This is a genomic window from Proteiniclasticum sp., assembly GCF_032054185.1.
Taxonomy (GTDB): domain Bacteria; phylum Bacillota; class Clostridia; order Clostridiales; family Clostridiaceae; genus Proteiniclasticum.
Map to the genome: position 1 here is coordinate 40,501 of NZ_DAMBTF010000016.1, position 15,585 is coordinate 56,085.

At 40.0% G+C, this 15,585-nt stretch carries 14 protein-coding genes; 7 read left to right on the top strand and 7 right to left on the bottom strand.

What is annotated here, in order from left to right:
- Position 1: 1 nt before the first annotated feature.
- The 7 genes from mnmG to rpmH all read right to left on the bottom strand — a co-directional run bounded on the left by mnmG (position 2) and on the right by rpmH (position 5,588).
- Complete coding sequence (gene mnmG / locus RTX25_RS09965; protein WP_312653233.1) at positions 2-1,903, bottom strand: tRNA uridine-5-carboxymethylaminomethyl(34) synthesis enzyme MnmG; 1,902 nt, start codon at positions 1,901-1,903, stop codon at positions 2-4.
- 12 nt (positions 1,904-1,915) lie between these two features.
- The gene (mnmE, locus tag RTX25_RS09970; RefSeq protein ID WP_312653234.1) at positions 1,916-3,286 is read right to left on the bottom strand and encodes a tRNA uridine-5-carboxymethylaminomethyl(34) synthesis GTPase MnmE; all 1,371 of its coding nucleotides are present in this window, start codon (positions 3,284-3,286) and stop codon (positions 1,916-1,918) included.
- A gap of 178 nt (positions 3,287-3,464) precedes the next feature.
- Positions 3,465-4,097, bottom strand: coding sequence for an RNA-binding cell elongation regulator Jag/EloR (gene jag / locus RTX25_RS09975; RefSeq protein WP_312653236.1), 633 nt, complete (start codon positions 4,095-4,097; stop codon positions 3,465-3,467).
- A 39-nt stretch (positions 4,098-4,136) separates the two neighbouring features.
- A complete protein-coding gene (locus RTX25_RS09980; RefSeq protein ID WP_312653237.1) occupies positions 4,137-4,823 on the bottom strand; it encodes a YidC/Oxa1 family membrane protein insertase in 687 nt (228 codons plus the stop codon).
- An 18-nt stretch (positions 4,824-4,841) separates the two neighbouring features.
- A complete protein-coding gene (yidD, locus tag RTX25_RS09985) occupies positions 4,842-5,054 on the bottom strand; it encodes a membrane protein insertion efficiency factor YidD (RefSeq protein WP_397428542.1) in 213 nt (70 codons plus the stop codon).
- Positions 5,026-5,403, bottom strand: coding sequence for a ribonuclease P protein component (gene rnpA / locus RTX25_RS09990; RefSeq protein ID WP_312653242.1), 378 nt, complete (start codon positions 5,401-5,403; stop codon positions 5,026-5,028). The genes yidD and rnpA overlap by 29 nt, the downstream gene beginning before the upstream one ends.
- A gap of 50 nt (positions 5,404-5,453) precedes the next feature.
- Entirely contained in the window at positions 5,454-5,588 is a 135-nt protein-coding gene (gene rpmH, locus RTX25_RS09995; protein WP_031575587.1) for a 50S ribosomal protein L34, read from the bottom strand.
- A gap of 557 nt (positions 5,589-6,145) precedes the next feature.
- On the opposite strand from rpmH, the gene dnaA reads away from it, so the two are divergent.
- The 7 genes from dnaA to gyrA all read left to right on the top strand — a co-directional run bounded on the left by dnaA (position 6,146) and on the right by gyrA (position 15,212).
- Positions 6,146-7,492 (top strand): chromosomal replication initiator protein DnaA, encoded by a 1,347-nt coding sequence (gene dnaA / locus RTX25_RS10000; protein WP_312653244.1) that lies wholly within the window; start codon positions 6,146-6,148, stop codon positions 7,490-7,492.
- Between the two features lie 303 nt (positions 7,493-7,795).
- Complete coding sequence (gene dnaN / locus RTX25_RS10005; RefSeq protein ID WP_312653246.1) at positions 7,796-8,896, top strand: DNA polymerase III subunit beta; 1,101 nt, start codon at positions 7,796-7,798, stop codon at positions 8,894-8,896.
- Positions 8,897-8,905: 9 nt separating this feature from the next.
- Positions 8,906-9,115 carry a S4 domain-containing protein YaaA gene (gene yaaA / locus RTX25_RS10010; protein ID WP_312653248.1) on the top strand — a complete coding sequence of 70 codons (210 nt, stop codon included), beginning with the start codon at positions 8,906-8,908 and terminating at the stop codon, positions 9,113-9,115.
- Positions 9,116-9,204: 89 nt separating this feature from the next.
- Positions 9,205-10,299, top strand: coding sequence for a DNA replication/repair protein RecF (gene recF, locus RTX25_RS10015; protein WP_312653250.1), 1,095 nt, complete (start codon positions 9,205-9,207; stop codon positions 10,297-10,299).
- Positions 10,300-10,560, top strand: coding sequence for an extracellular matrix regulator RemB (gene remB / locus RTX25_RS10020; RefSeq protein ID WP_312653251.1), 261 nt, complete (start codon positions 10,300-10,302; stop codon positions 10,558-10,560).
- Positions 10,561-10,576: 16 nt separating this feature from the next.
- Positions 10,577-12,586, top strand: coding sequence for a DNA topoisomerase (ATP-hydrolyzing) subunit B (gyrB, locus tag RTX25_RS10025; protein ID WP_312653253.1), 2,010 nt, complete (start codon positions 10,577-10,579; stop codon positions 12,584-12,586).
- Positions 12,587-12,599: 13 nt separating this feature from the next.
- On the top strand, positions 12,600-15,212 hold the full coding sequence (gyrA, locus tag RTX25_RS10030; protein ID WP_312653255.1) for a DNA gyrase subunit A: 2,613 nt from the start codon (positions 12,600-12,602) through the stop codon (positions 15,210-15,212).
- Positions 15,213-15,585 lie beyond the last annotated feature (373 nt).

Here is a 15,585-nt window from a genome sequence, read left to right on the forward strand (position 1 = left end):
TCTATGCCCCCTTATTTTTACGTTTAGTTTCTAAGAATATCTGAATTACTGTAATATCTGCAGGATTAACTCCAGATATTCTTGATGCCTGTCCCAGATTTATGGGCTTCAGCTTGTTCAATTTCTGGGCTGCTTCAATTCTGAGCCCTTTAATACTGAAGTAGTCTTCAATCTCATCAAGCTTTCTTTTCTCATATTTCGAGAACTGAGCAACATCTTCAAACTGCTGCTTAATATAGCCTTCATATTTGCTCATAATGTTGACCTGCTCTTGTATGTCTATTCTTAACTGTGGTCTATCAGTATCGAGCTCAGCAACTTTAAAGTAATCCAGTTCTGGTCTTTTGATTAGTTCATATAATGAAGTAGGTTTTTTCAGCTCAGTAGAACCTTTGCTTTCAAGAAGTTCATTAACTTCACGTTTTCCGGTAATCTGAAGTTTCTTCAATCGCTCCAGTTCACTTTCTATCATTTTCTTTCTGGAAACGTATTTCTCATACCGCTCATCTGACACAAGACCGACCCGGCGTCCAATATCCGTCAGTCTCAGATCTGCATTATCCTGTCTCAGAAGCAGTCTGTATTCCGCACGACTGGTCATCATTCTGTACGGTTCATTTGTTCCCTTAGTGACAAGATCATCTATCAAAACACCTATATAGCCCTGTGAACGGTCGATGATCATAGGCTCTTCACCTTTGACTTTGAGTGCTGCATTGATACCAGCAACAATCCCTTGAGCTGCTGCTTCTTCATAGCCTGAGGTTCCATTAATCTGTCCAGCCCCATACAGTCCTCGGATCATTTTGAATTCAAGGGTAGGGAACAGCTGGAGCGGATCGATCATTTCATACTCTATGGCATAACCCGTTCTAGTAATTTCGATGTCTCTGAAAGCCGGTATCGTTCTAAGCATCTCTATCTGAACTTCTTCGGGCAGGGATGATGACATCCCCTGAACATACATCTCATTAGTCTCTTTTCCTTCAGGTTCAATAAATATCTGATGTCTTGATTTATCGGGAAATCTGTAGATCTTATCTTCTATGGAAGGGCAGTATCTGGCTCCCACACCTTCAATGCTGCCATTGAACATAGGGGAACTATCTCTGTTTCGATCGATTACTTTGTGTGTTTGTTCATTGGTATAAGTCAGATAACAGCTGATCTGTTCCCGGTCGACAGGTGCATCTAAAAATGTATCGTTAACAAAAGAGAATGGAATGATTTTTTCATCACCTTTCTGTTCTTCCATAAGTGAAAAATCTATACTTCTCTTATGTACTCTCACTGGAGTCCCTGTTTTAAATCTATGCATTTCAAATCCCATCTTCTGAAGGTTTTCAGGAAGAATTTTTGCACTGGCTAAACCGTTAGGACCACTTTCATAATTTGCTTCCCCTATGATGACTTTACTCGCCAGATATGTACCGGTACAGAGTATAACAGCCTTCCCCATATAGTTTCCGCCATTGCGAGTAGCGACACCTTTTATTTCACCGCTCTCTGTCAGGATGTCAGTTACTTCGATCTGCTTGAGAAAAAGATTATCGGTATTTTCGATGACTTTTCTCATCTCTTTCTGATATTCGACTTTATCTGCCTGAGCTCTTAGCGAGTGTACTGCCGGTCCTTTGGATGTATTAAGCATTCTCGACTGAATAAGGGTTTTATCGATATTTACGCCCATTTCTCCGCCAAGCGCATCAAGTTCTCTTACCAGATGGCCCTTCGAAGTTCCTCCGATATTCGGATTACAAGGCATGAAAGCCAGGCTTTCGATATTCATGGTACACATCAGTGTCTTAAGTCCCAGTCTGGCAGATGCTAAGGCTGCTTCACAGCCTGCATGGCCTGCACCGACAACGATAACGTCATAGTTACCTGCATTATATGTAATCAATTATTTTCACCTCTATTTCCCTATGCAGAAGTCGCTGAATATCTTATCCACCAGATCTTCTGAAAGAGTATCTCCTGTAATTTCACCAAAATAATTCCATGCCGCATTAATATCTATTGCAGCTAGATCAAGGGATATTCCCTGGTCTATGGCCGTTTTGGCCGCGGTCATCTTTTCATGTGCACGCATTAGCGCTTCCTTATGTCTTCTATTCGTCACCATGACATCAGTTATTTCGATATTGCCATGGAAGAAAAGCTCCTTGATTTTATCTTTCAGTTCGTTAATACCGTAACCATTAAGTGCTGACACACCAATGGTTGCCCCTAAATCGATGCCATCAGGATTAATTTGCTCCTCAAGGTCTATTTTGTTTATTAGTGTTATGCTTTTTCTATTACCTATATATTTAACTATATCTTTATCTTCTTGATCAAGCGGTCTAGAATGATCAAGCACGAATACAATGAGATCTGCCTCATCAATCTTACTTTTTGACCTGTCTACCCCTATCTTTTCTACGATATCATCTGTTTCGCGTATACCGGCTGTGTCCGTGATTTTAATCGGTATTCCGTCTATGTTAAGGTATTCCTCAATAATGTCTCTCGTAGTCCCTGGGACATCAGTGACAATCGCTCTATTTTCCTTTAGCAGCGCATTGAGAAGTGAGCTCTTACCAACGTTAGGTTTACCGATTATAGCTATGCTTAATCCTTCACGCAGTATTTTTCCTTCCTCGGATGTTTTCAAAAGATCGCTGACCTTCAATAAAAGATGTGTGAGCTTTTCACTGACTTCGTTTCCGGTAGTAAACTCAAGGTCTTCTTCAGGAAAATCTACCGTGACTTCGATGAATGCCAGCAGGTTAAGTATCTGATTCCTGATATCTGTTATTTCTCCGGATAGTTTCCCACCGCTCTGGCTTACAGCAGATTTCATTGAGAGTTCCGTTTTTGCCTGTATGATGTCGATGACAGCTTCAGCCTGTGAAAGGTCTATACGTCCATTCAGAAATGCACGCTTTGTGAACTCACCTGGCTCGGCAGGTCTTGCTCCCGCCTGAAATACCGTATTCAATACGGATTCGGTAGCTATTCTACCACCGTGACAGTTGATTTCCACAACATCCTCAGCAGTAAAACTACGGGGTCCCTGGAAATAACTGACCAGTACCTCATCTATAATCTCTCCTGAGTCAATGTCCACCACATGTCCGTAATTCATCGTCCAGGGTTTGGCTTTCAGAAAATCCGAATTATTCTTCTGTTTAAAGATCTTTGCTGCAATTTCCTTGGCATTTCCACCAGACAGTTTAATTATCGAAACACCACTTTCTCCTAATGATGTGGAAATCGCGGCTATGGTTTCATATTCTCTCATCTTTCCTCCTGCTTGCCTAAACTTTATAAGGCAATTATTATCTTTTGTATTCTATAGTTAATTTCCATAGAATTCAAGAGGTATCGGTAAATTCTATAGATTCTCCAAGATTTTAACTTAATCCTCAAATCCTGTGTTTTTTTGTACAAAAAAGCCTGAGATGTTCTCAGGCTTTTTATTACTTATCAAGTTCTATAACAACTCTTCTGTATGGTTCATCGCCGACGCTATGCGTTACGATACCTTCAATTTTCTGCAGTTTGGAATGAATGATCCTTCTTTCATACGGATTCATAGGTTCCAGCTTCATTGGACGTCTGTACTTCTTCACTTTATAAGCGGTCTTTTCAGCAAGTCTTTCCAATGTCTCTTCTCTTTTCAGACGATATCCTTCTGTATCAAGGACGACTCTTACATACTCGCCCTCACGTCTCTTGTTCACCACAAGACTTGTGAGATACTGTAATGAATCAAGTGTTTCACCTCGATAGCCGATAACAAGACCCATCTTTGGCCCTGATATATCAACTTTCATCATATTGTCTTCAAGAACAGCATCAAGCTCAGCTGTTATCCCCATATTTTCAAAGATTCCTTTAAGGAAGCTGACTGCATCTTCTCTTAAGTCTCTTTCAACAGGTATCATCTCCACCTGAATGATTGCAGGTTTTGTGCCGATCAGTCCAAGCAGTCCCTTAGCACCTTCATCAATTACTTCATAAGTAATCTTATCTTGTGTTACATTCAGCTCTCTTAATGCGTTTGACAGAGCTTCGTCAACATTCTTACCTGAAAATTGCATACTATTCATTTCAATACCACCTTATTTGGCAACAATACCAACAAACTACTATTTTATGACATTCTCACTTTTTTTCTTATCCATGTTGTTAAGGATCAGTCCCTGTATCACTCTGAATGCATTACCAGTTACCCAGTAAAGACCTAAAGCGGAGTTCGAGGTGTATGTGATCCATCCGAATAATGCTGCCATCATATACTGCATTTTGTTTGCAGAGGCTGCTGCAGGATTATCCTGACCTTTCGTTTTAAGCGTTGTGATATAAGTAGAAAGTAACATGGTTCCTACGGATAGGATGGAAAGAATTATATTGTGGTTAGCAGCCAGATCAGGAATTAAAGGTGTGAATCTCATTCCAGTCAGTTTACCATCAGCCACGAGTTGTCTGAACACACCAAACATTGCGATGAAAATCGGATATGTAATCAGTAAGGGGAGACATCCGCCGAACATGTTTACATTGTTTTCCTTATATAGCTTCATCTGCATTTCCTGCAGCTTCTGCGGATCATTCTTGTACTTAGCTTGAATCTTAGCAACTTCTGGCTGAAGTGCCTGCTGCTTTCTCATGGTTTTCATCTGTTTCAGATTAATAGGCAGCATCAGAATATTGAACAGGATTGTAAACAGAACGATTGTAAGTCCCCACTGATTTCCCGGTTTTGTTACAAACAGTTCCACTACAGTTTTTAGCTGTTCAAATATCCAAATAAACAACTGATTTAATTGAGCCAATCCTTTTACCTCCAAGTTTTATTCAACCGGATCATACAGACTTCCTTTATAAAACGGATGGCATCTAAAAATTCTTTTTATAGCCATGTAGCCTCCCTTAAGTGCACCATGTTTTTCTATGGCATTAATGGCATAGACAGAACATGTAGGCGTGAACCTGCAGCTTGGAGGCTTATTGGGTGAAATATACTTTCTGTAGAATCTAATTGATTTTAACAGTATTTTTTTCATCATTTACTAAACCCGCCTTTTTGAAGACGTGAATCAGTGCTTTTTCGGTTTCGGAATAACTCTTGTCATGACTTGATACCCTGGCAATTATTACAAAATCATAACCCTTTAAATAAGCATCCTTATTTAAACGATAAGCTTCATTTATAAGTCTTTTTACCCGACTCCTGACTACGCTCTTTCCGACTTTCTTGCTGACTGAGATACCGATCCTATTGAAGGGGACCCCGTCAAGTTGATTTTTTCTGTTCTTGTAAACATACAAAACCAAAAGATTGTTGGCAAAAGATTTACCTCTCCTGTAAATGACCTGAAATTCAGAGTTTTTTCTAACTTTTTCATGTTTCATGGAGATAATCCTTTCCGACAATTACAGAAAAAGGCCACAATTAAGCGACCTTATGCTGACAATCTTTTTCTTCCCTTAGCTCTTCTTCTCTTAAGAACGTTTCTACCATTTTTAGTAGCCATTCTCTTTCTGAAGCCGTGTTCTTTCTTACCCTGCTTCTTCTTAGGCTGAAATGTCATCCACATGTTGACACCCCCTTCGTATCAATTATTTCATATTGGTCTCAATGCTCAAAAAATGCGCACTTGTCCCGATACTTCGATTTTACTACACTATTATACTCATGGTATCCCTGAGTGTCAAGAAATCTAGAAATAAGTTATTTTATCCTATTTAGCCCTAACAATTGTGGATAACTTATTGAACTAGCTGGTTTCAATATGATATTATAGGAGAGACCTGTTGATAATTAATCAGAAAAACGCTAATTATCCACAACTGTGGATAATTCTGTGTATAACCTGTTCTTATAATGTACAGAACCACTTCTCACTATCTCTTAATCATTGAATCACAATGGGTCTGAGTTTCATAACAATGTGAGTATCCAGTTTCGTAAACGTGTATAACCTTCCGTTATTGTATGTTAATCACATTATAAACAGCTTAATCTTTGATTTTATCAACATAGAACCTGTTTTTTATTTTCAGACTCAAATACTGTTGATTACCTGTTAATTACCTGTTGATTCAGGAATTTTTCTTTTATACTCAAAAAATTTTTTTTAGGAGGACGTAGTTCATGGATACCCAACTCAATGAAACATGGGAAAAAGTACTCAGAATACTTAAGGTAGAAATCATGTCCGAAGTAAGCTATAACACTTGGATACTTGGTTTAAAGCCTTTAGGTGTTCGTAATGGGGTATTTATGATTAGTGTTCCTAATGAACTTACATTAGATATTATTAATCAGAGATATAAGCTGCTTTTTAAAGAATCGATCAAACACGTATTAAATCAGGAGATCGATGTAGAATGCATTGTGGGAGGACTGGAAGAAAAAGCGGATTCCGAAGTGAAGGAAAGCAAAGTTCCAGCTAAACCTGCTCAGGATTCCTTCGGATCGCTCAATTCAAAATATACCTTCGACTCATTTGTCATCGGTAATTCAAACCGGTTTGCCCATGCGGCATCAGTGGCAGTCGCAGAATCACCTGCAAATGCCTATAATCCGCTCTTTCTCTATGGGGGAGTCGGACTGGGAAAAACCCATCTGATGCATGCCATCGGACATCATATTCAGGCAAACAATCCCAGTGCAAAAGTGGTTTATGTATCTTCAGAGAAATTCACCAATGAACTGATCAATTCCATAAGATACGATAAGAATCTTGATTTCAGAAACAAATACAGAAATGTGGATGTCCTTCTGGTGGATGACATCCAGTTCATCGCAGGAAAGGAAAGTACACAGGAAGAATTTTTCCATACTTTCAATGAGCTGTATGAAGCAAGAAAACAGATCATCATTTCCAGTGACAGACCGCCAAATGAGATTCCTACATTAGAAGACCGATTAAGAACCCGATTCGCCTGGGGTCTTCAGGCAGACATTCAAGCTCCTGACTTTGAAACGAGAATCGCTATCCTTAAGAAGAAAGCGGAAATCGAAAAGTATGTAGTTTCATCAGATGTCATGGTCTATATCGCAACGAAGATCAAATCCAACATCAGAGAGCTTGAAGGTGCACTCATCAGAGTGATGGCCTATTCTTCACTGACAAACAACAAGAACATTACGGTGGACCTTGCAGCTGAAGCCTTGAAAGATATCATCTCTTCCAGCCAGAGCAAAACCATCACAATCGATCTTATTCAGGATGTGGTAGCCAATTATTATAATCTCTCCATCCAGGAACTGAAGTCTCAGAGAAGGACAAGAAATGTCTCCTATCCAAGGCAGATTGCAATGTATCTCTCACGTAAGCTTACAGATATGAGTTTACCTAAGATCGGTGATGAATTCGGCGGCAGAGATCATACTACGGTAATTCATGCCTATGAAAAGATATCCGGGGCTTTAAAAACAGATGATACGCTGGCAAATGCAATCAAAATCATTACGAAGAAGATCAATAATCAGTAATCAACAAAGAGTTAGAATGCCTGTTGATTCACTTGTGGATTAAATCATTGGATAAATCTCCTGTGGATAGTTGTGGATAACTCGTAAATTTCGTTCAGATTCATCCACAGAGTTGAAAATCCTGTTCTTCGATATGTATCAATGGTTTTAGCACTTATCCACAGAATACCGGGCCCTACTACTACTAATACTAAATAATCTATTATATTAATTACTATTAGCGGGGGATTAGGTTATTCACTGTTTATCAAAACATCCCCAATGTAACAATGTTTTATTAAATGAATTCGGGAGGATTAAATCATGCATTTCAGATGTCAAAAAAGAGATTTGGTTGAAGGAATATCAACTGTACAAAAAGCCATACTTGGAAAATCCCCAATGGCTGTCTTAGAAGGTATATATATCGAAACAGGTAGCCAGGAAGTCATCATGCGAGGTTCTGACATTGATCTGAGTATTGAGACTCTGGTTCCATCTACCATCATGGAAGAAGGAAGAATCGTTATCGATTCAAAACTGTTCGGAGATATCATCAGAAAACTTCCAGATGCAATAATCGAACTTGCAACAATGGAAAACAACACCATCCTGATCTCCTGCGAGAACTCTGAATTCAACCTTCTGTATTTGAATGCCGAAGAATTTCCCATGCTGCCTGAAATCGGTAACCGCGAAAAGATCGCCATCAATGAAGATGTATTCAAGAACCTCATCAGAAGCACATCCTTTGCTGTAGCCCAGGATGAATCCAGACCGATTCTTATGGGTGTACTTTTTGAAGTGAAGAACAAGATTCTGAATATGGTGGCTCTGGACGGATTCAGACTTGCCATGAAGAGTGAATATCTTGAATCCAATGAAGATGTGTCAGTTGTTATTCCGGGGAAGACACTCAACGAAGTTTCGAAAATCCTCAGCGATAAAGATGAAATGCTTTATATCAGCTTTAATGATAACCATATCCTTTTTGAAATTCAAAACACAAAAATCGTTTCAAGACTGCTTTCCGGTAATTTCATCAAGTATGAATCGATTATTCCAACAGACTATAAGCTGCAGTTTAAAGTGAAAAGAGCACTTCTTGCCCAGAGTATCGAAAGAGCATCTCTTATGGCCAAGGATGGATCATCCAGGCTGATCAAGCTGCATATCGAAAACGACAGGGCTACCATCACTTCAAACTCACAGTTCGGTAAAGTGAAGGAAGAGGTACCGGTTTCCATGGATGGAGATTCCATAGAAATCGCATTCAATGCAAATTATCTTTTGGATACGCTTAAAGTCATGGATGAAGAAGAGATTGTTCTGGAAATGACATCAGGTGTAAGCCCTGCCATAATCAGAAACAGCATTACAGATAACTGCAAATATATGGTGTTACCAGTTAGACTAGCGAGATAAGGGGGAAAAATGGAAATTAAAATTAAAACCGAGTACATCAAGCTGGATTCATTTTTAAAATGGGCTGGAGTTGTTTCATTGGGATCAGAAGCAAAAGCGTATATTTTAGAAGGGCTTGTCAAAGTTAATGATGAAGTGGAACTGAGACGGGGTAAGAAAATTTATCCAGGAGATAAAGTCGAATTCAATGGAGAAGTTTTTACAGCGGTAGCAGAATAACATTCGATTAAAAAGCTATATGTATTGAGCCTTATACCACATAGAAGGTTAAACTTCTATGTGGTATAATGTCTTGTAGGAGATTTTTAATGAAAATACGTAACATCAGTCTGATAAATTATAGAAACTACAATCACCTGAATATTGAATTAGGCAAGGATGTCAATGTGTTTCAGGGAGAAAACGCTCAAGGAAAGACCAATATACTTGAGTCGATCTATTACTGCGCCTTCGGAAGGTCTCATCGCACCAGCAAGGTGAAGGATCTGATTATGTGGGATAAAAAAAATGCGCAGATCAGAGTTTATATTGAAAAAGATCGTCTGGATAAGACAATTGATATGAATCTGCTGTCTGATGGTAGGAAATCCATCTCGGTGAACAAGGTAAAACTGACAAAGATCGGAGATTTACTAGGTGTTCTGAATGTCGTGATGTTTTCGCCGGAAGATCTTAAAATCGTGAAGGAATCACCAGGGATAAGAAGACGCTTCCTGGATATGGAAATCAGCCAGCTTGATAAGCAGTATTACAATGCTCTTGTTAACTATAACAAGGTACTGGCGGAAAGAAATGCCTTACTGAAATCCAGAAGGATAGACAAGAATATACTGGATATCTATGACATCAAATTGAGTGAACAGGCCAGTTATATCGCAAGGCAAAGAATAAATTATATCGGTATGCTCAATTCATACGGAAAAGCGATCCATCAGGAGATCACAACACAGAAAGAAGAAATCAGATATGTATATAAAAGTTCTTTTTCTCTGGAGGGAAATCTTAAAGACAATCTGAAAAATGAGCTCACCAGAAAAAGAGAGATTGATATAGATAGAGGTACCACATCTGCAGGAATACATCGTGATGATTTATTGATATTCATCAATGATGTAGATGCCAAAGATTTTGGTTCTCAGGGTCAGCAAAGAACTGCTGTCCTCACGATGAAGTTCTCATCTCTTGAAATCATCAAAAAAGTCAAGGGTGAATATCCCATTCTGCTTCTTGATGACGTGCTCTCAGAACTGGATTTATCCAGAAAGAAATTTATTCTAAAGTCCATAGAGAATATACAGACTGTAATAACCTGTACAGGAGTCGAGAATATCGAAGAGTATCTTACAGGCAGTTACAGGCTGTTTAATGTTCAGAATGGATCTATAGTGGATGGAGGAGATTAAATGTTTTTACACCTGGGCGAAAATGTAGTAGTCCCATTGAAAGATGTTATAGGAATATTTGATGTGGAGTCATCCATGTATAGTTCGGATACCAGCCAGTTTCTTCGTTTAGCTGAAGAAGATGGTTTTGTGACACGAATTACAGATGAGAAACCAAAATCGATCATTATTGCAGAGATAGAGAAAAAATCGATAATCTATTTATCGCCCATTTCCTCAAAGACTCTGTCAAAAAGAACGAAACTAAGATTTGAGGACTAGAAGGGAGGCCAATAAAATGGTAGAAAACAATACGGATAACACAAAGGATCCTGTAATAGAGGAAACCGTGCCTGAAATATTCGACAGGAACAAGGAAAATAAGAAGATCAGAGTGGATGAAAGTTACGAGGACAGCAATATCCAGGTCCTGGAAGGACTGGAAGCGGTCAGAAAGAGACCGGGAATGTATATCGGATCCACATCGGCAAGAGGGCTGCACCATCTTGTCTATGAAATAGTAGATAACAGCATAGATGAGGCTGTTGCAGGATACTGCTCTCATATTGAGGTGTATATCCACAAAGACAATTCCATCACTGTTGTGGATGACGGACGAGGTATGCCGATCGGAATGAACGAGAAACTCGGTAAGTCTACAGTCGAAGTCATCATGACTGTTCTCCATGCTGGAGGTAAATTCGGCGGCGGAGGATACAAGGTCTCAGGAGGTCTTCACGGAGTTGGTGCTTCAGTAGTCAATGCTCTCTCTGAAACCTGCAGTGTGGAAATCAGAAGAAACAATAAAGTCTACAGACAGGAATTTGCCTATGGTAATCCTGTAGGTGGCCTCGTTGAAGCAGGTGTTTCCGAACACACAGGAACGAAAACCACTTTTAAACCGGATGCCACAATCTTCGACGAAGTCGAGTATGATTTCGAAATCCTCTCAGAAAGATTAAGAGAACTGGCTTTCCTGAACAAGGGTCTGAGAATCTCAATCAAAGATGAAAGAGAAGATGAAAACGGCGAAGAAAAAGAAGAATCTTTCTACTATGAAGGTGGAATCAAGTCTTTTGTCGAGTATCTGAACAGAAATAAGGAAGTACTGCATAAAGAAGTCATGTACATTGATGAAATGAAGGATGACTATATCGTTGAGGTCGGCCTTCAGTTCAATGACAGCTACAGCGAAAATCTTTTTTCCTATGCCAATAATATCGATACCATTGAGGGAGGAACTCATCTTGATGGATTCAAGAGAGCCCTGACAAGGGTTGTCAACGATTATGGAAAAAGATTCGGGCATATCAAGGAAAGCGACAAGAACCTTTCCGGAGATGACATCAGAGAAGGACTGACAGCAGTCATTTCAGTAAAACTGACCGATCCTCAGTTTGAAGGACAGACAAAGACCAAGCTCGGTAATGCCGAAGTCAGAAGCATCGTTGACGGAATCGTCGGAAGCGCACTGTCGACTCTACTGGAAGAAAACCCTGCCATGGGTAAGATCATCATCGACAAGGCTCTGATGGCTGCAAGAGCAAGAGAGGCTGCAAGAAAGGCCAGAGAACTGACTCGTAAGAGTGTTCTTGAAAGAACGACCCTTCCAGGTAAACTGTCTGACTGCGCTTCTAAGGATCCTCTGGAATCAGAAATCTACATCGTAGAGGGAGATTCCGCGGGTGGTTCCGCCAAGCAGGGAAGAAACAGACAGTTCCAGGCGATTCTCCCTCTTAGAGGTAAAATCATGAATGTCGAGAAGGCAAGACTGGACAAGATGCTGGGATCTGACACCATAAGATCCATGATCACCGCATTCGGAGCTGGAATCGGTAAAGATTTCGACACCACAAAGCTGCGTTATTCGCGTATCATCATCATGACAGATGCCGATGTCGATGGAGCTCATATCAGAACGCTTCTTCTCACCTTCTTCTACAGATACATGAAGGAGCTTATCGAAGGAGGGCATGTGTATATTGCACAGCCACCGCTATATAAGGTTTCAAAGGGCAAGAATCATGAATATGCCTATTCAGATAAAGAAATGGAAGAAATTGTTGAACGTTTAGGTGGTAAGGACAGCACCATTCAGCTTCAGAGATATAAGGGTCTAGGAGAAATGAATGCTGAACAGCTGTGGGAAACGACAATGGATCCTGAAAACAGAATCCTGCTTAGAGCTGATATTGAAGATGCCAAAGCTGCAGATGAGATTTTCACGATTCTTATGGGCGATAAAGTCGAGCCCAGAAGAGCATTTATCGAGAAAAATGCTAAGTATGTAGACAATCTAGACATATAGGAGGCTCGAATAATTGAACAATAATGAAGGTAAAGTTTTACCAATAGATTTAAGAAAAGAAATGAAAACCAGTTATATCAATTACGCCATGAGTGTAATTGTCGGGCGTGCACTCCCGGATGTCAGAGACGGTCTGAAACCTGTACATCGAAGAATTCTTTTTTCCATGCATGAACTGGGTATCTACAATGAAAAAGGATACAGAAAATGTGCGAGAATCGTCGGTGACGTACTGGGTAAGTACCATCCACATGGAGATTCTTCCGTATACGATGCGCTGGTCAGATTAGCTCAGGATTTCTCCACAAGGTATCTTCTGGTTGAAGGTCACGGTAACTTCGGTTCAGTAGATGGAGATGGTGCGGCGGCTATGAGATATACAGAGGCAAGACTTGCTAAAATCTCAGGTGAAATGCTGAGAGACATCAACAAAGATACTGTAGATTTCACACCGAATTTCGACGGAGAAGAGAAGGAACCGACTGTACTTCCATCCAGATTCCCGAATCTTCTGGTCAATGGATCTTCAGGTATCGCTGTAGGTATGGCCACAAACATTCCGCCTCATAACCTGAAAGAAATCATAAACGGTGCAGTCTATCTCATGGAGAATGAAGATGCGTCCGTCCTTGAACTGATGCAGTTTATTAAAGGACCCGATTTCCCGACAGGTGGTACCATCATGGGAGTATCGGGTATAAGAGAAGCCTTCGAAACCGGTCGTGGTAAAATCATCGTCCGTGCAAAAAGCAGAATTGAAGAAGTAGGAGGCAGACAGAGAATCATCATTGATGAACTGCCTTACATGGTAAACAAAGCAAAACTTATAGAGAATATTGCTGAACATGTCAGAGACAAGAAGCTGATCGGAATTTCCGACCTTCGAGATGAATCTGATAGAGACGGTATGAGAATTGTCATCGAACTTAAACGTGATGCCAACGCTCATGTCATTCTTAACTACTTATATAAGAGAACAAAAGTGCAGGATACTTTTGGTGTGATCATGCTGGCTCTTGTCGACAATGCACCTAAAGTTCTAAACCTTAAAGAAATTCTTGTCCACTATATCAATTTCCAGAAAGAAGTGCTCACAAGAAGAAGTATCTTTGAAATGAATAAAGCGAAGGACAGAGCTCATATCCTAGAAGGATTGAGAATTGCCCTTGATAATATTGATGAAGTCATTAAAGTTCTTAGAAATTCCAAGACAACGGATATTGCGAAGGAAGAGCTCATCACAAGATTTGGTCTATCCGATAAGCAGGCAGTCGCCATCCTTGATATGAGACTGAGAAGACTGACCGGTCTTGAAAGAGATAAGATCGAAGATGAGTATAATGCACTGATGGAACTGATTTCCTATCTTGAAAGCATCATCAGCGACGAAACGAAACTTCTTTCAGTAATCAGGGACGAGCTCATTGAAATCAGAGACAAGTACGGAGATGAAAGAAGAACCGAAATCGAGAAGAGTGAATATGAAGTGGACTACGAAGACCTCATTAATGAAGAAGACGTCGTAATCACGCTTACTGAAGACGGATATATCAAGAGAATCTCTGCTACAACCTATTCCGCTCAGAAGAGAGGAGGAAGAGGTGTACAGGCGATGACGACTAAGGAAGATGACGTGGTAAATAGAGTCTTCGTCACCTCAACCCATAAAAATCTTCTGTTCTTTACCTCCAAGGGTAAGGTTTATAAACTGAAGGCTTATGAGATCCCTGAATCAGGAAGAACTTCAAAGGGAATCAATCTGGTCAATCTGGTACCGCTGGATCAGGATGAAAATATCCAGGCAGTCATTTCCATAAGCGATATGGAGAAGGATGGCTATCTCGTATTTGCAACTACCCATGGTATCATCAAGAAGACGACACTTCATGATTTCACCAATATCAGAAAGAACGGACTGATTGCGCTAAATCTTAAAGAGGGAGATTCTCTACTTAATGTCAAGTTTACCCGAGGAGATGCAGATCTCATGCTGGTGACAAAGGATGGATATGCAATCAAGTTCAATGAGCAGGACATCAGACCTATGGGAAGAACAGCTACCGGTGTTAAGGGAATATCCTTAAGAAGCGGTGATATCTGCGTTTCCTTCGACATAGCTGTTCAGGGTGAAGATATCCTTGTCGTATCGGAAAACGGTCTAGGTAAGAGAACACCTACCGAACAGTATAAGATACAGAACAGAGGCGGTAAGGGACTTATTGCCTACAGAGTAAACAGCAAGACTGGTTCAGTTATCGGTGCAAGATCATGCAGCGATGATGATGAACTGCTTCTTGTCAACTCAGATGGCGTTGCCATCAGAATCAATGTCCATGAAATCTCAGTGACTTCAAGAAACGCCATGGGTGTAAAACTCATGAAGACATCAAGTGACTCCAAGGTGGTTTCACTGGCTAAAATCATAGCGGCCAGAGTGGATGTTGGACCGGAAGTCGAAGAGATCGACAGCGATCAGCTTATCGAAAAGGAATTGAGTGATGTAATTGATACGGACTTCAATGATGATCTTGAGCTTGATCTGGAAGAAACAGAATTTGATGATGAAGAATTTGTAGATTCAGAAGATGAAGAAGTTCTTGATGAAAATGAAGAAGAATTAGAGTAATACAGATGAAGAGGAGAATCCATAGGGATTCTCCTCTTTTTTTGCAACAAAAATCAGGCAATTGGATATGTTTACGAATGATAAAGGGAATTTATAGGATATAGTTCGATAAAAAGGGGGTTTAGCAGGGTGATATCATCTTAAATCATACCCATGCTCCGGAAACAACACCGTGTGTATCACAATGAGTTATGATGAGAATAAAGAAGAAAATTAAAGATTTAGAGAGATATTTGACTGAGAATGAATTGTGTATATACACCGACAATTCCTGGCGTGATATTATAGACAAGTCGCTTGAGACAAGTGATGAGAAAGAAAACAAGTTCTTTGAAAATTAAACAGAATATAGGTAAAAAACAAAGTGAACTTC